The sequence below is a fragment of the Marinibium conchae genome, assembly GCF_015595035.1.
In the GTDB taxonomy this organism is placed as follows: domain Bacteria; phylum Pseudomonadota; class Gammaproteobacteria; order Enterobacterales; family Alteromonadaceae; genus Glaciecola.
In genome coordinates, this window is sequence record NZ_JADNRN010000001.1 from 175,565 (window position 1) to 194,361 (window position 18,797).

General features: G+C 43.1%; 17 protein-coding genes. 10 read left to right on the plus strand and 7 right to left on the minus strand.

All coding sequences use genetic code 11. From position 1 onward, the window contains the following. Positions 1-89: 89 nt before the first annotated feature. The 4 genes from rpoD to rpsU all read right to left on the minus strand — a co-directional run bounded on the left by rpoD (position 90) and on the right by rpsU (position 4,935). Entirely contained in the window at positions 90-1,919 is a 1,830-nt protein-coding gene (gene rpoD, locus ISG33_RS00725) for an RNA polymerase sigma factor RpoD (protein WP_195732950.1), read from the minus strand. A 390-nt stretch (positions 1,920-2,309) separates the two neighbouring features. Further along, on the minus strand, positions 2,310-4,079 hold the full coding sequence (dnaG, locus tag ISG33_RS00730; protein WP_195731673.1) for a DNA primase: 1,770 nt from the start codon (positions 4,077-4,079) through the stop codon (positions 2,310-2,312). 111 nt (positions 4,080-4,190) lie between these two features. Then, the gene (locus tag ISG33_RS00735; RefSeq protein ID WP_195731674.1) at positions 4,191-4,634 is read right to left on the minus strand and encodes a GatB/YqeY domain-containing protein; all 444 of its coding nucleotides are present in this window, start codon (positions 4,632-4,634) and stop codon (positions 4,191-4,193) included. Between the two features lie 85 nt (positions 4,635-4,719). Beyond that, positions 4,720-4,935 (minus strand): 30S ribosomal protein S21, encoded by a 216-nt coding sequence (rpsU, locus tag ISG33_RS00740; RefSeq protein ID WP_014109792.1) that lies wholly within the window; start codon positions 4,933-4,935, stop codon positions 4,720-4,722. A gap of 333 nt (positions 4,936-5,268) precedes the next feature. Between rpsU and tsaD the strand changes: the two genes are divergently transcribed. Further along, on the plus strand, positions 5,269-6,282 hold the full coding sequence (gene tsaD, locus ISG33_RS00745; RefSeq protein WP_195731675.1) for a tRNA (adenosine(37)-N6)-threonylcarbamoyltransferase complex transferase subunit TsaD: 1,014 nt from the start codon (positions 5,269-5,271) through the stop codon (positions 6,280-6,282). Positions 6,283-6,317: 35 nt separating this feature from the next. Here the strand turns inward: tsaD and plsY are convergent, their stop codons facing one another. After that, the gene (plsY, locus tag ISG33_RS00750; RefSeq protein WP_195731676.1) at positions 6,318-6,920 is read right to left on the minus strand and encodes a glycerol-3-phosphate 1-O-acyltransferase PlsY; all 603 of its coding nucleotides are present in this window, start codon (positions 6,918-6,920) and stop codon (positions 6,318-6,320) included. Between the two features lie 82 nt (positions 6,921-7,002). Here plsY and folB point away from each other — a divergent pair, with 82 nt between their 5' ends. The 5 genes from folB to ISG33_RS00775 all read left to right on the plus strand — a co-directional run bounded on the left by folB (position 7,003) and on the right by ISG33_RS00775 (position 9,990). After that, positions 7,003-7,356, plus strand: a complete 354-nt coding sequence (gene folB / locus ISG33_RS00755) for a dihydroneopterin aldolase (protein WP_195731677.1) — start codon at positions 7,003-7,005, stop codon at positions 7,354-7,356. After that, entirely contained in the window at positions 7,356-7,859 is a 504-nt protein-coding gene (gene folK / locus ISG33_RS00760) for a 2-amino-4-hydroxy-6-hydroxymethyldihydropteridine diphosphokinase (protein WP_195731678.1), read from the plus strand. The genes folB and folK overlap by 1 nt, the downstream gene beginning before the upstream one ends. After that, positions 7,856-8,656, plus strand: a complete 801-nt coding sequence (locus ISG33_RS00765) for an undecaprenyl-diphosphate phosphatase (RefSeq protein ID WP_195731679.1) — start codon at positions 7,856-7,858, stop codon at positions 8,654-8,656. Before folK ends, ISG33_RS00765 begins: the two co-directional genes overlap by 4 nt. Before the next feature lie 46 nt (positions 8,657-8,702). Further along, positions 8,703-9,086: a histidine triad nucleotide-binding protein gene (locus tag ISG33_RS00770; protein WP_195731680.1), complete on the plus strand. Its 384-nt coding sequence runs from the start codon at positions 8,703-8,705 to the stop codon at positions 9,084-9,086. 70 nt (positions 9,087-9,156) lie between these two features. Continuing rightward, the gene (locus ISG33_RS00775; RefSeq protein WP_195731681.1) at positions 9,157-9,990 is read left to right on the plus strand and encodes an HDOD domain-containing protein; all 834 of its coding nucleotides are present in this window, start codon (positions 9,157-9,159) and stop codon (positions 9,988-9,990) included. Positions 9,991-10,443: 453 nt separating this feature from the next. On the opposite strand, the gene ISG33_RS00780 is transcribed toward ISG33_RS00775, so the two are convergent. Further along, complete coding sequence (locus ISG33_RS00780; RefSeq protein ID WP_195731682.1) at positions 10,444-10,899, minus strand: ABC transporter ATP-binding protein; 456 nt, start codon at positions 10,897-10,899, stop codon at positions 10,444-10,446. Between the two features lie 469 nt (positions 10,900-11,368). Next, entirely contained in the window at positions 11,369-12,268 is a 900-nt protein-coding gene (rdgC, locus tag ISG33_RS00785; RefSeq protein ID WP_195731683.1) for a recombination-associated protein RdgC, read from the minus strand. 405 nt (positions 12,269-12,673) lie between these two features. Here rdgC and phoB point away from each other — a divergent pair, with 405 nt between their 5' ends. The 4 genes from phoB to ISG33_RS00805 all read left to right on the plus strand — a co-directional run bounded on the left by phoB (position 12,674) and on the right by ISG33_RS00805 (position 18,711). Beyond that, positions 12,674-13,363, plus strand: coding sequence for a phosphate regulon transcriptional regulator PhoB (gene phoB, locus ISG33_RS00790; RefSeq protein ID WP_195732951.1), 690 nt, complete (start codon positions 12,674-12,676; stop codon positions 13,361-13,363). Beyond that, positions 13,364-14,671, plus strand: a complete 1,308-nt coding sequence (gene phoR, locus ISG33_RS00795) for a phosphate regulon sensor histidine kinase PhoR (protein ID WP_195731684.1) — start codon at positions 13,364-13,366, stop codon at positions 14,669-14,671. An 8-nt stretch (positions 14,672-14,679) separates the two neighbouring features. Then, a complete protein-coding gene (locus ISG33_RS00800) occupies positions 14,680-15,780 on the plus strand; it encodes a PstS family phosphate ABC transporter substrate-binding protein (protein WP_229333404.1) in 1,101 nt (366 codons plus the stop codon). A gap of 132 nt (positions 15,781-15,912) precedes the next feature. Next, complete coding sequence (locus ISG33_RS00805; protein WP_195731685.1) at positions 15,913-18,711, plus strand: beta-helix domain-containing protein; 2,799 nt, start codon at positions 15,913-15,915, stop codon at positions 18,709-18,711. Positions 18,712-18,797 lie beyond the last annotated feature (86 nt).

Below are 18,797 nucleotides of genomic sequence, written 5' to 3' on the forward strand. Positions count from 1 at the left end.
GCTATTGGTTGAACCAAATAGCGAGTTTTTTATATTTTGTGCAAGAGCCCAAACAAGGGCTATAGTCACTCCAGCACTAGCGTACCGAACTAGTCGTCAAGAAAACTTTTAAGCTGTTCAGAGCGGCTAGGGTGGCGTAACTTACGCAAAGCCTTGGCTTCTATCTGACGTATACGCTCACGAGTCACATCGAACTGCTTACCTACTTCTTCCAAAGTGTGGTCGGTGTTCATGTCGATACCAAAACGCATTCTAAGGACTTTCGCTTCGCGGGCCGTTAAGCCTGCCAGTACTTCTTGAGTTGCATCCTTCAGACTACCGCCGGTTGCTGAATCAAGTGGTTGAACGATAGTACTATCTTCAATAAAGTCACCTAAGTGCGAATCTTCATCATCACCTATGGGAGTTTCCATCGAAATAGGCTCTTTCGCGATTTTTAGCACTTTGCGGATTTTGTCTTCAGGCATGATCATGCGTTCGGACAATTCCTCAGGTGTTGGCTCGCGTCCCATTTCTTGCAACATTTGACGAGAAATACGGTTAAGTTTATTTATTGTCTCGATCATGTGCACGGGAATACGTATTGTTCTTGCTTGGTCGGCAATTGAACGAGTGATTGCTTGACGTATCCACCATGTTGCGTAAGTTGAAAATTTATAACCACGACGGTACTCAAATTTATCAACTGCTTTCATCAGACCGATGTTACCTTCTTGAATCAAATCCAAGAATTGTAAACCACGGTTGGTGTATTTCTTAGCTATTGAAATTACCAAGCGAAGGTTGGCTTCAACCATTTCTTTCTTCGCCCTACGAGCCTTAGCTTCACCGATAGACATTCTTCGATTTATGTCTTTAATGTCAGGAATAACAAGCCCTGTTTCGGCTTCAACAGCATTCATTTTGCTTACGCTGCGCTCTATCTCTTCTTTAAATTCATGAAGCTTTTCTACGTAAGCAGCTTTGCTTTCAAGTAATTTGTATAGCCAGTCGGTACTTGTCTCATTGCCAGCAAAAGCCTTTATGAACTCTTTCTTAGGCATTTTAGCGTTAACAACGCAGTACTTCATTACAAGGCGTTCTTGAATTCTAACTCTGTCCATCATGCCGCGCATATTCTTAACCATGCGGTCAAATTGCTTGGGCACTAGGCGGAATTCTTTGAAAACTTCGCTAAGTTGATTGATTTCCTTGCGAGCTGCTTTGTGTGAGCGACCTTTCGACTCTATAACGTCGCGGGCTTTTGCATATTGCTCACGTAGGGCAGTAAACTTTTCTCGAGCAAGCTCAGGATCAACGCCTGTATCTTCTTCTTCCTCGTCTTCGTCATCGCTGTCGCCATCTTCGTCATCCAGCTCTTCTTCAGATAGCTCTGAGCCTATGTGCGTTGCTGTTGGAGCTACGTCTTGCTCGTTAGGATCAACGAAACCGATGATGATGTCACTGATACGAAGCTCTTCAGCTTCATACAGGTCCCATTGGTCAAGGAGGTATGTGATGGCTTCAGGATACTCTGCAACCGAGCATTGAACTTGGTTGATGCCGTCTTCAATGCGCTTGGCGATTTCAATTTCGCCCTCACGAGTAAGCAGTTCAACGGTGCCCATCTCGCGCATGTACATACGTACGGGGTCAGTGGTGCGACCGATTTCACTTTCAACAGTCGCGAGCGCTTGTGCAGCGGCCTCGGCAACATCTTCATCGGCTGTGGTTTCTTGCATGAGTAGTTCATCGGAGTCAGGTGCTGACTCTGAGACTTTAATACCCATGTCGTTTATCATTCGGATGATATCTTCTATTTGATCCGAATCTACGATGTCTGGAGGTAGGTGGTCGTTGACTTCTGCGAAGGTCAAGTAACCTTGCTCTTTACCTTTTGCAATCAGGAGTTTTATCTGGGACTGCTTGCTTTGCACAATATACCTTACATTTATTAGGAGTTGTTAAACGCGAATAAGTTTTATCCTATTGAAATATAACTTATTTTCAACCCGTTAAACGGTGCTGTGATTGTCTGCTTTACGAGTCAAGTTTGTGCTTGATTTTGTTTAGCTCACAACGTTCTTTATCTTAGCGTTTGCGAATTAGCTAGTATAACATCAACGCAGTTATTTTTACTATATATACTTGTTTACGAGTGTTGTGATAATCGGATTTATGTTGAAGCTCAAATAATCCTAATTGTCGTTAAGCTTTTCGCGCTTTTTGTTCATTAATCTGTGCAGCGAGTATCTCAACTCTCTATTTTAAACACCTATAATATGTATATCGACATTAGACCTTGATACTGCAGTGTTGTTTTGCGCTAATCAATTCAGTTTAGTCACCAAGAGATTTAGCTCTTGCTGTTCGTCATTGCTAAGCTCAGAGAACTTTGCTTTTGCCATTAGCTCATCAAGGCGAGCGCTAAAATGCCAATTTAGTAATTTTTTAAAGCAACCAAGATATTCGGCTTTCAAGTTCATTTCGCCAGAGAGTAAGTCGCTTTCTAATAATTGAGCCAAATGCTTGCTGTTGGGATGCTCTCTAAACGCCTCTAACACCATGCCGGTATTTGCTTTGGGATTTGCATAACAGTAGGCGTGTAAATCGATCAAAAGGGGAACACCAGGTATCGCTGTTTGTTGCAATAAACTGAGCTGTACATTTTTGCACTTTGAGGCAAGCTCTGGCGCATCGAGCAGTAAACGCAGCATCATTCGAAGTGGCGACTGCTTGATTTTTTTGGGGGCTTGATAATCAATTTTACGAGGGGCTCTGCGACTATTAGCGTTTTTTATATCTCTGGCTAAAGTCTCTTTCGCTTCTTCACCGAAGAGACGAGACAAATCAAGTAGTAATAGTTCACGTTGATTTTCTCCCTGAATTTGATTTATCAGCGGCAATGCTTCTGCTTTTAGGGCGGCTTTACCTTCATTAGAACTCACTGAATGACGTTGTAACAAGTTATCAAAGAAGAACTTGGAAAGTGGAACAGCATCGTTGAGTAAGGCCTCGAAAGCATCTTTGCCTATTTGCCTAACCATCGTATCGGGATCTTCGCCATCCGGCAGGAACAAGAACTTCATTGCTACGCCGTCCTTCAGAAACGGCAGTGCGTTTTCCAATGCGCGCCAAGCTGCCTCGCGGCCAGCCCTATCACCGTCATAACAACATACGATTTCGCTGGTAGATTTGAACATCGCCTGAATATGCTCAGGTGTTGTTGCTGTGCCCAAGGCCGCTACCGCATATTGAATATCAAACTGACTTAAGGCAACAACGTCCATGTAGCCTTCAACAACGAGTAAACGTTCAAGTTTACGATTGTTTTTTCGAGCTTGGTATAGCCCAAATAGCTCAAAGCCTTTATGGAAAATAGGGGTTTCGGGACTGTTCAAGTATTTGGGACCGTCATCTTCCATTACCCTGCCGCCGAAACCTACAACACGCCCACGTTTATCCCTAATAGGAAACATGACACGATTTCGAAAGAAGTCAAAACGACGTTTGTTGTCATTTTCTGAGATAAGCTTTAGCTCTAGCAGGCGTGACTGTTTGTGGTCATCTGTACCAAAGGTTTTAAGCACAGAGTCCCATTCAGGTGGTGCAAAGCCCATATCCCACGCTTTGACTACGTCACCACTTAAACCTCTTCCTTTAAGATAATCGATAACCTTGGGTGCTTGTGCATGATTCTTAAGTTGATGCTGAAAGAAGCGTGTTACCGACTCCATAAGCAAGTAATCTTGTTCTCGCTGGCTCTTTTGCTGGGCTGTCGGGGCAGGAGCTCCACCTTTTTCTCGCGGAACTTCCATGCCGTAGTTTTTGGCTAGCTCTTCGATTGCTTCGGGAAATTCAAGTCGATCAAACTCCATTAAGAAGCTAATGACATTGCCTTTGGCACCACAACCGAAGCAATAATAAAATTGTTTTTCCTGGCTAACAGAAAAGGAAGGACTCTTTTCGTTATGAAAGGGGCAGCACGCTTGGTGGTTTTTTCCTGCTTTTTTGAGCTTTACTCGCGAATCAATAATATCAACGATATCGCTACGAGCAACAAGGTCGTCAATAAAATCACGAGGAATGCGTCCGGCCATGGGTGTCCTTTTCAAGCACGAATAAGTATGAGCACAGTTAGGCGCTGAAGGGCCATTGTTCTGTGCTCAATAAATGAAACAAAGAGGCATGTAGCTTAGCTGATTTTTTGCTTAATTCAATTTTGCTTTGATGCTGGCACTGAGTGAGCCCATATCTGCTCTCCCTGTGACTTTTGGCTTTAACCAGCCCATTACTTTGCCCATATCTTGCATTGTCGCAGCGCCTGTTTCGGCCATCGCTTGGTCGATTAGCGCATTTATTTCGTCTTGAGTGAGGGCTTGTGGTAAGAAGCCTTGAAGAACTGCGATTTCAGCTTCTTCAACGTCAACTAAATCTTGGCGATTCGCTGCCTTGAATTGAGTGATTGATTCGTTACGTTGCTTTACCATTTTCGTGATAATGGCTAGTACATCGGTATCGTTAAGCTCTATGCGCTCATCAACTTCTCGCTGTTTCACAGCCGCCAAAGCCATTCTTAGTGTTTTTAGTGTGTCTTTGTCTTTAGCGCGCATTGCGTTTTTTTGCGCTTCTTTTAGCGATTCAAGTAATGTCATTACACTTTCCTTTTTACAAAACAAAAACGGGCGCCATAAGACGCCCGTTTAGAATAGAGTTGGCTGTTAGCCTGTCAAGTTGTGCTTAGTACAACTTGATACGACGTGCGTTTTCGCGAGCTAACTTTTTCATGTGACGCTTTTTAGCAGCAGCTTTCTTGCGCTTGCGTTCCCAAGTTGGCTTTTCGAAAAATTCGCGACGGCGAACTTCAGATAGTACACCAGCTTTCTCACATGAGCGTTTGAAGCGTCTTAGCGCGATATCAAACGGTTCGTTATCTCTTACTTTCACGATTGGCATTAATTCATCACCTTAGATGTCTAATCTTCCAGGCATGTATTTTTACCCGGGCTTAAAAAATGGTGCGGAATACTAAAACTTTTAGGCTTGGTTGTAAAGCGCTTTAGTACAAAAATATTCACTTTTGTTGGTTTTCCGACAGCGGTGCGCAGTATATACTAGCTCCGCTTTGAATGCACCGAGATCACGCAATTAAATCCTATGTTTTTGCTATTTTTTTTAGGTGCACTTTTAAGTGCTTGAAATTCTTGCGAACTCGTGACGAATTTTCTCTAAAGCTACTTATTTATTGCTATTATTCGCAAACCAACACTGTTATTGATAAGGCCATATATGAAAATCCTAGGCATTGAAACTTCTTGCGACGAAACAGGTATTGCTATTTATGATACAAATGAGGGTTTGCTGGCTCATGAGTTATATAGCCAAGTGAAGTTGCACGCCGATTATGGTGGTGTGGTGCCTGAACTAGCGTCAAGAGATCATGTTCGTAAAATAGTCCCGTTGGTTAAGCGGACCATAGCGGCGGCTAAACTACACTCTGATGATATTGATGGCATAGCTTACACTCGAGGCCCAGGCTTAGTTGGGGCCTTGTTAGTCGGCTCATCGGTAGGGCGTAGCCTTGCGTATGCTTGGGATATTCCTGCGGTGGGAGTGCATCACATGGAGGGACACCTTTTAGCACCGATGCTAGATGATAATCCGCCCGATTTTCCTTTTATTGCCTTATTAGTCTCCGGCGGGCACAGCATGATAGTTGATGTGCAGGGGATTGGGCAGTATGAAGTTCTAGGTGAATCTCTTGATGACGCTGCTGGAGAGGCCTTCGATAAAACTGCGAAGCTGCTCGGTTTAGACTATCCGGGGGGGCCGCTATTAGCGAAGCTTGCGGAAAAAGGCGAGGCTGGACACTACCAATTCCCACGACCGATGACCTCACGTCCAGGCCTTGATATGAGTTTTAGTGGTTTGAAAACCTTTGCTGCAAACACCATTTCAGCTTGTGACGGCAGCGAGCAAGCAAAAGCAAATATCGCTTTCGCCTTTCAAGAGGCAGTGGTAGATACACTATTAATTAAATGCCAAAGGGCGCTTAAGCAAACTAAACAAAAACGCTTGGTGATTGCCGGCGGCGTAAGTGCGAATAAACAACTTCGAGCATCGCTCCAAGACTTGAGTAAACGAAAGGGAATTGAAGTGTATTATCCAGCTTTTGAGTATTGCACTGATAATGGTGCCATGATTGCATACGCTGGCGCGCAAAGGTTAATGGCTGGGGAAAGAATTGGTTTGAATGCCAAAGCAATGCCCCGTTGGCCTTTAGATTCTTTATCGGCTATTTGAGTGGGCTATCACGCTATCAATAGTAGGCAGAACTACTACTCGTTTGCCTTACCTTTTTTCCAAACTTTGCTTTCCTCACCTCTGTATAAACGTCGAATATTAGCGCGGTGTTTGAATATGATGAGCACTGAGAGCATGATTACCGCATAGGTATATTCTGGTTTAAAAAGATAAGTATAAAGCGGCGCGAAACTGACTGTTACGATGGCCGCTAGCGAAGAGTAGCCACATAGCAGTATTACGATAAGCCAAGTGCCAAACAAATAGGCAGCCAAACTGTAACCCATTGAAATTAAACAGCCTAAAGCTGTCGCGACTCCTTTACCGCCAGAAAAACCAAAGAAAACCGGGTACATATGGCCCAAACAAGCGCAAATAGCAACTAGCCCCAGTTCTAGTTCACCAAGCCCAAGTAAAAATGCTACATATACGCCCACTGTACCTTTTAATACGTCAAAAATTAATACTAAGGCCGCGGCAACGGGGCCGGCGATACGTAAAACATTGGTTGCCCCTGGGTTTCCCGAACCTTGACGTCGAGGATCACCTTTGCCAAATAAGAAACTGACAACTATGGCACTTGAGACTGAACCCAAAAGATAGGCAGCAAGCATCATCATCACAGTGAATGAAATCATATACTTGGGCCCTGTCTTGCGGTTACAATTACCCTAGACTACTAAAAGATATAAATAATCGCTAGGCGATAACGTGGAAACAATGGATTTAGTAAAAATACAAGGCCTCAGCGTTCAGGCCCTTATCGGCGTTTATGACTTTGAGCGCCACGCCAAACAACGTTTATTACTTGATGTTGAGATGCAAACAAGTTTGCAAGCGGCTGCTGAATCAGATGATGTTAACGACACCATCGATTACGGTAAGGTGGCTGAACGTTTAGATGAAATTGCACAATCATCATCGTACTACCTGCTTGAAGCATTGGCTAAGGAAATGATAGAGAGCATACTTGCCGAATTTAAGCCATATTCGATAAGACTTACCGTTAATAAACCCGATATTCTGAAGAATGCTGAGAATGTTGCCATTTCTATTTACCGAGAGCGTGAGTAGTGAGTCACTTTATTTTGATCAGTGTGGGCTCCAATATCGACAAAGAGAAACACACAACAGCGGGTTTAAATGAACTTGAGCTCGCCTTCGGAGAGTTGGGGCTATCGCCTATTTATGAGAGTGAGTCGGTAGGTTTTACTGGTGCAAGCTTTTTTAATTTAGTTGTGTCGGCAAGCACCGACATGAGTGTGGATGAAGTTTGTCGCGTATTAAAAAAAATTGAAGATAATAATGGCAGGGTGCGTGGAGCCAAAAAGTTTGCTTCACGTACCCTCGATCTCGACTTGCTAACTTATGATGAAGTCGTAAGCCAAGAGCCGATCGTTTTGCCCAGAGAAGAGATTTTATACAATGCATTTGTGCTTCAGCCTCTGGCTGATTTAGTGCCTACCCACAAACACCCCATTGTGAAAAAAGACTACCGCAGCCTATGGGCTGACTACGATAAACAAAAACAGAACCTTTGGGTTGCTGATTACACATGGAGTTCTACGCAATCATGACTTGGTTCGAAATTATTATATTGGCAATTATTCAGGGGCTTACTGAGTTTTTGCCGATTTCCAGTTCCGCTCATTTGATACTGCCGGCTGAAGTTCTGGGTTGGCGAAATCAAGGCTTGGCTTTTGATGTTGCGGTGCATGTTGGGAGTTTGCTTGCTGTTATTATTTATTTTCGCAACGACATTGCGAAGCTCACAGTGGGTTGGTTTTCACATGGCTTCAGCAAACAACAAACAACAGAGAGCAAACTTGCCTGGTGGGTGGTGATTGCGACCATTCCTGGCGTTATTTTTGGTTATTTAATGAAAGATTGGATAGCACTCAACGCCAGAACTGCATTAGTTATTGCAATTACTACCATTGTTTTCGGTTTGTTGCTTTGGTACGCCGATGTCAAGGCAAAGCAAACAAAAAGTATAGAAAAAATAGGCTTAAAAGAGACGGTTATTATCGGTTTAGCACAAGCTGTTGCCATCATTCCAGGTACCTCGCGTTCTGGTATCACAATGACGGCAGGCCTCATGATGGGCCTCGATCGTGAGAGTACCGCGCGCTTTTCTTTTCTACTTTCTATTCCTATTATATTGGGAGCGGGTTTATTTTCGGTCTTAGACCTGTTAGAAAATGTCGCTAAAGTCAGTTGGATGGAACTTGTGTATGGCGCCGCTTTCTCTTTTGTAGCAGCCTATTTGTGCATTTTCCTTTTTTTGAGCTGGATCTCTAAAATTGGTATGTTGCCATTTGTTATTTACAGACTGGTGTTAGGTTTCGTATTGTTATACATAGTTTTGGGTTAATTTATATACGCAATATAATCGATAGTTTACGAGAAGGACTGCTACTATGAATGACGTTAATGTAGTACCAACAGATACTATTTTTACAAAAATTATAAATAAAGAGATTCCGGCCGATATACTGTTTGAAGACGAGCGTGTATTAGCATTTAAGGATATCAGTCCACAGGCACCGGTGCATTTTCTCGTTATTCCTAAAAAGGCGATAGCGACGACTAATGACATCGCTGAAGAGGACGAGGCAACAGTTGGTTACATGCATAGGGTTGCCGCGAAAGTCGCAAATGACTTAGGGGTTGCACAAAGCGGTTATAGAACGGTAATGAATTGTAACGAGCACGGCGGGCAAACTGTGTATCATATTCATTTGCATGTATTAGCTGGAAAAGCGCTAGGATGGCCGCCTTATCAAGAGCGCCTGAAAAAGTAAATAACGATTTACCATGTTGGCAACGGCAATTTAGTTGCGATACAAAAATTAAAATTAAGGTTTCATTTACATGTCTACTCAAAATGCACTGTTAACAATACTAGTTGAAAAAATTAATAACGATACCCTGGTTTTACCAACACTTCCTGCTATTGCTCTGAAGGTCCGAAAGTCGGCAGATGATCCCAATATCAACCTAAATGGCATGGCTGAGGTCGTTGGCCAAGACCCATCACTCAGTGCGCGCATGATAAAAATATCAAATAGTGCTTATCTTGGCCGAACGGTAAAGGTAACTTCAACTACCCAAGCGGTTACTCGTATTGGTCTTAATCAAGTGAAAAATATCGCCACTGCGCTTGCAATGGAGCAACTATTCGTGTCAAAGAACGCCATCGTTAAGAAGTATATGGCTAGAATGTGGACAGACACGATTGAGATAGTGGCGAACGCTATGGCGGCGGCACAAACATTTCAGCAAAGCACGGGGAAAAAAGACTTGAGTCTCGACACTATTACCTTGTCTGCTTTGGTAGCTAATATTGGTGCATTGCCTGTACTCACTGAAGCAGAGAGACACGACAGCGTATTTGCTAATCCGACTTTCTTAGATGTCGCCATTGAAAAACTATCTGGTCGAATTGGGGGCAGCATCATGCGTGAATGGCAGTTCAATGATGTATTTATTCAATGCGCTGAGCATTGGAGAAACCTAGAGTTTTCTGAAGCGGGTATTACTTACATTGATTTTGTAAGGATCGGCGCCGCATTGGCTAATCAAGCTGATAATGGTGATGAAATTCTTACTCAGGCCATGGAGAAAGGAATTTTCAAAGAACTTGACGAATACCACACGCCAGAGTTTGCAGAAATGAGAGACAACGCGAAAGCTATTTTTGCCTAAGCTTTAATAAGGCCACAGTTGGAAGAGCCCGGTAGAGTTTGCAAACTCACCGGGCTTTTTTGTGTGCGCAATCAATTTTTCATCGCTACTCATGACAATATGCTCTTACGAGGACACACCAAATTCTGATGAGAAATGTTTGTAAGGACTCTGCAATGCCATTATCAACAATTCAAAAGCTACAAAATGCGATATTCTAATGGAATGCTGAAATGTGACTGTCTCTGATTAGCCCATGGAACGGCTACAATGCCTATGGCATTACAAACATTGAAAGCAACTATAAGTAGCTTGATAAAAACTAGAAAGTAGGGTTTTTCGTGCACCGAGTACGATGGCTGATTCGCTGGTTGCCAAGAGCAATATAGCTGCCCTTGGCAAATCAGGATTTACTGGGAACGATCCTGTTCCAAATTCGTAATGTAGGCATGCTTGCCAACATCACTATAAGCTTTATAAAGCTACTGTTCTTCCTTCAAAACGTTTGATAAATGATTCGATAGTGCGGCCATTACAAATAATGTTTGGGCTACTCAAGTCATGTTTTTCAAGGGCTGCGTCAACACCAATTAGGACTGCATCGCGGCATACTTTTGATTCAGTCGCTTCATCAGTGATGAACTTCACTTTAGTAATTTTTTCAGGTGTTACTGGTGTCGTTTTTTGGCTAAAGATTCTAGCAGCGCGTTCCAATGAGTAACCATTGCAGCTTAAGGTGCTTGTGAAGCGAGCAAAATTCTCACCGCTGTTCTTAACCATGGTGCGTGCGGCCTCTAAGCCTTCAGTTGCTGCGGTAAAGCATACTTGTGTTTCGAAAGTTGAATCAGCAGGACGAAGTTGAACGTTTGTTGCTGAAACTGACGATGCAAATACAGATGTAGCTAATGCGATAGATAATAGTGTTTTCATTTTTTTTCCCAGTATTTAATGAATGTGTCGTTGTGTTGATAAGTATACTAATGACTTTTTTGCAGAGATCCAGCCTTTTCTGTAATTTAATTACAGAAAAGTGCAAAAAATCTTGTTTTTAATCTTAAATCTGTAATTAAATTACTATTAATTCACCTTTTACGATATAAATTAATCTTTTAGTAACATCATCAACAAATTGTTTTTATTAATTCAGGCCATTAAAAATAAAGGTTTGATGTTTAATGTGATAAATTATTCGTGATTGTTTTATTTTTGTAATAAAAGTACGGATTTTGGTTTTTTTGCGTTGATAGTTCAATAGATGTGCTGTGAGCGCATAAGGAACTCAGCTTAGAAAGTGCTTGCTAAAAGATGTGTGGAATTGAGAGTTTTGAATTTAATAAAATAGTTAAGAAAAATGGCGGTATTTATTTTTCTAACCGCCATATAGTTTGCTTGATGAAGCTTATTGTTCGGAGTCAATCTCAAAAATATCACGTAAGGCTTTAGCCAGTTCAACGACTTCTGCCGACATTAGGGTGAAATCAGCATCTAATTTGGCGTTAATTTCATCCTTGGGAATATCTTCGTTTTGTTCTTTTACTACATCGGTGAATTTTAGACGTTTAACTGATAAGTCTTCACCTAGAATACAGGTGAGCCTATCTTGCCAAGCCAGTGCAATTTTCTGCACTAACATTCCGGATTGTAAATGAGCCAACATTTCATCAGCGTCTAAGTCTTGAGATTTGCAACGTATCACAGCACCATCTTCTGAAGGCGATTTAAATTCAGCCTCGTCTAAGATTTCTATATCGGCAGGACTGTCTTGAAGTATCCAAGAGGTGAGAATTTCTTGTTTACTATTTTTTGCAAAAGGCACAACAGGCAATGATCCTATACACTTCCTAACGCAAGCAAGGAATGCTTCAGCTGCGCCATCAGAGCTAGCATCAACAGCAACCAAGTTGTCTTTAAGTGAGATAAAACCATGGGTGCTACTGTTTTTTGTAAAGGCTTGCGGCAGCAAACGGTGCACAATTTCTTGCTTCAAGTCTTGTTGCTGTTTTTTGGCCACGGGCGACCCAGTTTCCTTTTCAATTTGTGCAACTTTTTCGGCAAGTTCATTATTGATAACAGAAGCGGGTAGGATGCGATCTTGTTTTTTTAACACTAACCAAAAGCGATTGTCGGTTTTGTGAAAAAGCATGTCACTATTTCTAAAAGGCGAGGTCCAACCCATGGTCGCTAGGTCTTGAGAACCGCAAGGGCGAAAGGACATACTCTCTAGCTGTGTTTGAAGTTCGTCATCGCTTAGTTCGATACTGGAAGTGAGTTGATATAATTTGAGATTTTTAAACCACATAGTCATTTGCTCTGATATGTAAAAAAGATGCGCGCACTCTATCAATCAGACCTCCAAATATCAAAAGCATTTTCAAGTGAATTTTCAATGTAGACACAATAATTGACTGTGGTCATAAGCGGGAAAGTAACTGAGACGACAAGTTAAATGGTGTGTCCTGATAAAGTGCGATTTAGTCAGAAATGGAACTTATTGGCGTGTCTTGATAATAGCCAGAGTGAGTGTTTGCTTGTCATAATTCTTGGTAATGGCGCAAGTAAACGCTAATATGAGAGGGTAATATTGAGTTTTCATGTCGAAAATGCATGAAAAATGATTATTTCTGTTCTTTTTGGTGAACTTTAATAAAAATGTCACACATTACTCTAATAATAGCGAGCTCTTACTATGTCACGAGTACAACCCATGTCGCGCACAATTTTGTTAGTGGAAGATGAAGCTCCGATCAGAGAGATGTTATCTTTTATTTTGCAGCAAGCAGGCTTCTCTGTTGTAGAGGCCGAGGACTTCGATATTGCCCTTGAAAAAGTGCAGGAACCTTATCCCGATCTTATTCTACTCGATTGGATGCTACCTGGCGGCAGTGGCGTACAACTGGCGAAAAAGTTGAAGCAACACGAGTTTACCCGAGATATTCCAGTGATTATGCTAACAGCTCGTGGCGAAGAGGACGATAAGATCAGAGGTTTGGAGGCTGGTGCCGACGACTATGTTACCAAGCCTTTTTCGCCCAAAGAACTTGTCGCTCGCATCAAGGCTGTGATGCGTCGCGTCACGCCTACTAGTAAAGAAGAGCCAATAGAATTTAACGGTCTAATACTTGAGCCTATTTCACATCGGGTGAGTGCACATGGCGATGCCATCGATATGGGGCCAACCGAATTTAAGTTACTTCATTTCTTTATGACTCACGCTGAGCGTGTCTATAGCCGCGAACAATTACTCGATAACGTATGGGGAACCAACGTCTATGTTGAAGATCGCACGGTCGATGTACATATTCGCCGTCTGCGCAAAGCACTATCTCAACATGGTCATGATGCCATGGTACAAACTGTGAGGGGCGCTGGATACCGCTTTTCGAGTAAAATATAGATGTACTACCCTCGTTCTTGGTCAAAAAGTATTATCAGGCTATCGGTGTATGTCGGCCTGATTGTGCTGCTTGGTCTATACGTGGGTAATGTCACCTTAGTACTATTAATTGCATCCCTAACGCTACTTACCTTCAACTACTTGCACCTCTACCGACTTACTAAATGGTTATGGGAAAGTAGAAAAATGTCTCCACCTTCAGCGCCAGGTGTTTGGGAGCATGTATATGAGGGGATCTATCACCTTCAGCGTAGAAATAGAAACAAGCGCCGCAACTTGGGCGAACTTGTAAAACGCTTTCGTGAGGGTTCAGAAGCCCTTCCTGATGCGGTCGTTGTCGTTGATGATGAAGCCCGTATTGTATGGTGCAACCGCCATGCTCGCATTGAGATGGGCTTCAAGTGGCCCGATGATAATGGTCGGCGAATTGATAATCTAATTCGTCACCCAGACTTCATCAATTATTTCCATTCGGGTGACTATCAATATCCGATTGAAATTCCTGCTCCAACGAACCCGAACAAGACTTTTGAATATCGGATCATGGCCTATGGCGAAGACCAATTGCTGTTGATTGTTCGTGATGTATCGCGTGTGTCTCAATTAGAGGAAATGCGCAAAGATTTCGTGGCCAATGTATCGCATGAGTTACGCACGCCGCTTACTGTTATCAATGGCTATCTAGAGGTGCTTTCGGATAACGATAGTGACCAAGGCCCATTCATTAATAAAGCAATGAGCGAAATGGGTACGCAAACTCAACGCATGCAGGCGCTGATTGAGGACTTACTCATATTATCTCGTATTGAATCTTCTTCTGAACGCATTTATGAAAAGACGATCGATATGAAGGCCATGTTTGATCTTATAGAAATGGAAGCTGCCGCCTTAAATAAAGAAAAGAAACACAAAATTACCTTTAAGATAGACAATAAACTACGCATTTTTGGTGTTGAAACTGAGATGCGCAGTGCCTGTTCTAATTTGATTTTCAATGCTATTCACTACACACCGGAAGGGGGTGAAATAAAGGTGCATTGGAAAGCGAAAGGCGGGGGGGCCTACTTTGCCGTTATTGATAATGGTGATGGCATAGAAAGCAAGCATCTACGAAGGTTAACCGAACGTTTTTATCGAGTAGACAAAGCGCGTTCAAGAAAGACTGGAGGCTCAGGTTTGGGGCTATCTATCGTTAAACATGTATTAAATCACCACAATTCCTTTTTGAATATTGAGAGTAAAGTTGGCAAGGGCAGTGAGTTTTCTTTTATACTGCCCGAAGAGTTAATCTACGAATCGCAACGCTAAGGTCGCCCGTGAGTATTCAATCAGGCAAACATCATCTTCATGTTAAGTGGCGCCATTATGCCATGCTTGTCGGTGTCATCTTTTTCGCTTTGCTGGCGTTGAGTAAGCACAGCATTGCCAAGCAATATGCTCCTAGCCAAAGCCAAAGCCAAGAAAGAGAAATCGATTTGCCTCCAGAAATGCTTCCACTCCCCAAAAATTTAGCGCGAAGTAAGACCTTAGCTGGCGTGTACGGCAATATTTCCTCGGTTGGTTCCGACACCTTAGCCAACTTAATATCATTGTGGGCCGAAGCCTTTAAGACCGAATATCCACACGTGAAGTTTCAATTACAGGCCTCTGGCTCAGCAACTGCACCGCAAGCACTTACGCAAGGTACCGCGACCATTGGTCCTATGTCGAGAGCCTTAACTGCAAATGAAATTAGTCAATTCACCCGTCGATATGGCTATCCGCCAACTACTATTATCGTTGCAGTTGATGCAATCGCCATTTATGTTGAAAAGAATAACCCGATTGAAAGACTCTCGTTACAGCAAGTTGATGCGCTATTTTCGTCAACTCGCTTCTGTGGCTCTTCCATCCGCATCAATAAGTGGCGCGATCTTGCTGTCTCCAAGTTTGGTGATGCTCGCGAAGTGCTGTTGTATGGTCGAAACTCAGCTTCGGGTACTTACGATTTATTCAAACAGCAAGCGCTTTGCGATGGCGATTATAAGGCACGAGTAAACGAATTACCGGGTTCAGCATCGGTAGTGTTGTCGATTGCATCGTCGGTCGGAGGATTGGGTTACGCCGCAATGGGTTACGTTGACGAGAATGTGAAAGCCCTGTCTGTAGGTGTACCAATGAAAGGTCAAGATGGCAGTGTTGAACTAGAGTATATTGCACCAACGCTCGCTAATATCACTTCAGGAAAATACCCATTTTCTCGCTACCTTTACATCGTTGTTAATAAGGAGCCGGGTAAAGCCTTGCCTGTGCTCGAACGCGCTTTTTTACGCTTCATTTTGTCTGAAAAGGGGCAGGAAATGGTTGCTGATAATAAATATTATCCGATTAATCAAGAGCTTAGGGTTAAGCAGCTTAGTCTTATTGAAGCTCCCTGAAAAGCACGATAAGCCTCATTATATGAAACTTTTGTGACAATATGGTCATGTAACATAACTGTCACTTACATCGCGTACTCTCCTTTCAAATTCTGATAGTTATTATTATTTGTCGATGTTTTGGAGATTCAAATGAAATTAAACGGACTATTTAAAGTTTCTGTTTTGGCCGCCACTATGGCGCTTACTGCATGTGGTGGGGATATCAATATATCCGAAGGCGATATTATTGATAACAGTGACAACAGTGTTGTTAACAACAATGGTGGTTCCGATTCTGGCAATGGCGGCGATTCAGGTACTGGTGATGAGTCAAAGCCAGGTACGGTCAACACTGCATTATCCACAGAAGTATCGACAGCGCTAGGGCAAACTGTAGAAGTGCGAGAGCTAAGCGGGCGCTTGCTAGCAGATAGTACAAATAATGGTGTTATTAGCCTGACTAACGATACAGTATGGGCGCTTACTGGCCCAGTTTTTGTTGGTAACGATAATGCCGACAACGTAAGTTTAGAAATCGAAGAAGGAACAATAATTTTCGGAAGCCAAGGTGCTGACTACCTTGTTGTGAGTCGGGGCTCTGAAATAGAGGCCATCGGTACTTCCTCTTCACCGATAATATTCACCTCATATAATGATGTTATTGGTTCTACTGTTCAAGCTGGGCAGTGGGGCGGGCTCATCATACTGGGTAATGCGCCTACCACAAAATGCCCACAAGATGGTACCGAGTGTTCTCTTCAAGTTGAAGGTGCAGAAAACGGCGCTGTTTTTGGTGGTACCGATGACAACGATGACTCAGGTACCCTCAACTATGTAGTTGTAAAATATGCGGGTTTTGAGATTGCGCCCGACAACGAATTAAATGGTATCACTTTTGGTGGAGTAGGTTCTGGTACTACCATCGATTTTCTACAAGTGCATGCAAACGCTGATGACGGCATTGAATTCTTTGGTGGTTCGGTAAATGCCAAGCACGTTGTCCTAACATCTATTCAAGATGATAGTGTTGATTGGGATAACGGCTACATGGGTAAGCTACAATATGTCTATGTCGAGCATGCTGCTGATGGTACTGATGCTAATCGCGGTATCGAAGGTGATGGCGATGGTGGTGATGGCACTGCTTTTTCTCAACCAAAAATAGCCAACCTTACAATTATCGGTAACGGTTTCGACACTGCTGACGCAGATTCTGAAGGGGTGTTACTTCGCGATCAAACCGGTGCAAATATCATTAATATGCTGGTGACTGGCCCTGAAGGTATGGGTGAATGTTTAGAAGTAGACTTTGATGAAACTGCTCAGGCAAACCTCAGCGATGGTGATATTACGATCACGCATTCAGTAATTGCTTGTTCTACTCCTTTTGCGTTTACTGAAAACGATGTGAATTTAGAGACATGGTTTACTAATGATCAAGCCGACAACGACTTGATTGCCTTCGCCGACCGAGCCAATGTCGGTCTCAATGCTGACGGCACGCTTACTTCGCAAAGTGCTCTATTAACCAGCGGCGGTAATGCATCAAATCTTGATACTTTCTTTGAAGCGAATACCTTCATTGGTGCAATCGGTGCTGATGACTGGCGTGAAGGTTGGGCCTTTGGTTTTGGCGGTGGTGAAGTAGGTGTGGTTGCCTCTGCTTCTGGCTGCCCAGCAGGCACTACTGCTATTCAAGCAGTTGATGGTGTGACCAATACTTGTGAGGTGTCAGGTAGAATAAGCAGCGACCTTCGCTTAACCGCCGGTAATCACTACGCTTTATCTGGTGCAGTATTTGTCGGTAACGATAATACAGACAACACCACGTTGACGATAGAGCCTGGTGTGGTGGTTTATGGTAGCTCTGGTGCTGACTACTTAGTCATCACTCGTGGCTCTCAAATAAATGCTAATGGTACGGCATCTTCGCCTATTACATTTACCTCGCGCCAACACATTGCAAATGGTGTGGAAGCTGGCCTTGATAATGGTACTGCCGGTCAGTGGGGTGGTTTGATCATTCTCGGAAATGGTACTTCTACGAAGTGTCCACAAGACGGCACAGCGTGTTCGTTACAAGTTGAAGGCGCACAAGAAGGCACAGTATTTGGTGGCACTGATGATAGTGATAACTCAGGTACATTGCGCTACGTTCGCGTGATGCACGGTGGTTTTGAGGTAGCACCTGACAACGAACTGAACGGAATTACTTTCGGTGCTGTTGGCTCTGCAACGACGATTGAGTACTTACAAGTACACAAAAATGCCGACGATGGTGTTGAGTTCTTCGGTGGTGCAGTGAACGCGAAATACTTGGTTCTTACTGATATTCAAGACGATAGCGTCGACTGGGATAATGGTTACACGGGTAATATGCAGTTTGTGTTAGTTCGACACGCGACTGATAACTCCGATGCTAACCGTGCGATTGAAGGTGATGGTGACGGTGGTCAAGGAACTGCCTTTTCGAATCCAACAGTAGCCAACATGACTATCATAGGAAATGCTTTCGATACCGCAGACGCTGATTCTGAAGGGGTCTTATTAAGAGACCAAACAAATGCTCAATTATATAACTTTGTGGTGACCGGGCCGGCAGAAATGGGCGAGTGTTTTGAAGCAGATTTATCTGATGGTGATACAACACTTGAGCAAAACATGGATGGAACGGCTACTACGCAGTTGGTGTTTCAGTCATCGGTATTGGCCTGTTCAGAGAATATTAACGACTCAGGCACGTTTAACCAAACTACATGGTTTATGGCACAAACAGGCAACTCAATGGCTGCTAACCAAACTGCAGTGTTAAACGGTATCTTCACTATCGATACCACTACACCTACAGATGTGAGCACGCTTGACTCCTTCTTTACACCCGTTGATTTCATTGGTGCGGTGAAAGATGCAGATAACGATTGGACGGCTGATTGGACAGTTGGTTTATAAATTGGACTTCACGAGAGTCGTTCCACAATAAAGATAAAACAAATGCGTTACTAAAGTAGCGCATTTGCCTATTTAAGATACACAGT

Bases quoted from the DNA above. Each gene is read 5' to 3' on its own strand.
- rdgC (WP_195731683.1), bottom strand. From the start codon at position 12,268: ATGTGGTTTAAAAATCTCAAATTATATCAACTCACTTCCAGTATCGAA.
- phoB (WP_195732951.1), top strand. From the start codon at position 12,674: ATGTCGCGCACAATTTTGTTAGTGGAAGATGAAGCTCCGATCAGAGAG.
- ISG33_RS00735 (WP_195731674.1), bottom strand. From the start codon at position 4,634: ATGACATTACTTGAATCGCTAAAAGAAGCGCAAAAAAACGCAATGCGC.
- ISG33_RS00780 (WP_195731682.1), bottom strand. From the start codon at position 10,899: ATGAAAACACTATTATCTATCGCATTAGCTACATCTGTATTTGCATCG.
- phoR (WP_195731684.1), top strand. From the start codon at position 13,364: ATGTACTACCCTCGTTCTTGGTCAAAAAGTATTATCAGGCTATCGGTG.
- plsY (WP_195731676.1), bottom strand. From the start codon at position 6,920: ATGATTTCATTCACTGTGATGATGATGCTTGCTGCCTATCTTTTGGGT.
- ISG33_RS00770 (WP_195731680.1), top strand. From the start codon at position 8,703: ATGAATGACGTTAATGTAGTACCAACAGATACTATTTTTACAAAAATT.
- rpsU (WP_014109792.1), bottom strand. From the start codon at position 4,935: ATGCCAATCGTGAAAGTAAGAGATAACGAACCGTTTGATATCGCGCTA.
- ISG33_RS00805 (WP_195731685.1), top strand. From the start codon at position 15,913: ATGAAATTAAACGGACTATTTAAAGTTTCTGTTTTGGCCGCCACTATG.
- dnaG (WP_195731673.1), bottom strand. From the start codon at position 4,079: ATGGCCGGACGCATTCCTCGTGATTTTATTGACGACCTTGTTGCTCGT.
- ISG33_RS00765 (WP_195731679.1), top strand. From the start codon at position 7,856: ATGACTTGGTTCGAAATTATTATATTGGCAATTATTCAGGGGCTTACT.
- tsaD (WP_195731675.1), top strand. From the start codon at position 5,269: ATGAAAATCCTAGGCATTGAAACTTCTTGCGACGAAACAGGTATTGCT.
- folB (WP_195731677.1), top strand. From the start codon at position 7,003: ATGGATTTAGTAAAAATACAAGGCCTCAGCGTTCAGGCCCTTATCGGC.
- ISG33_RS00775 (WP_195731681.1), top strand. From the start codon at position 9,157: ATGTCTACTCAAAATGCACTGTTAACAATACTAGTTGAAAAAATTAAT.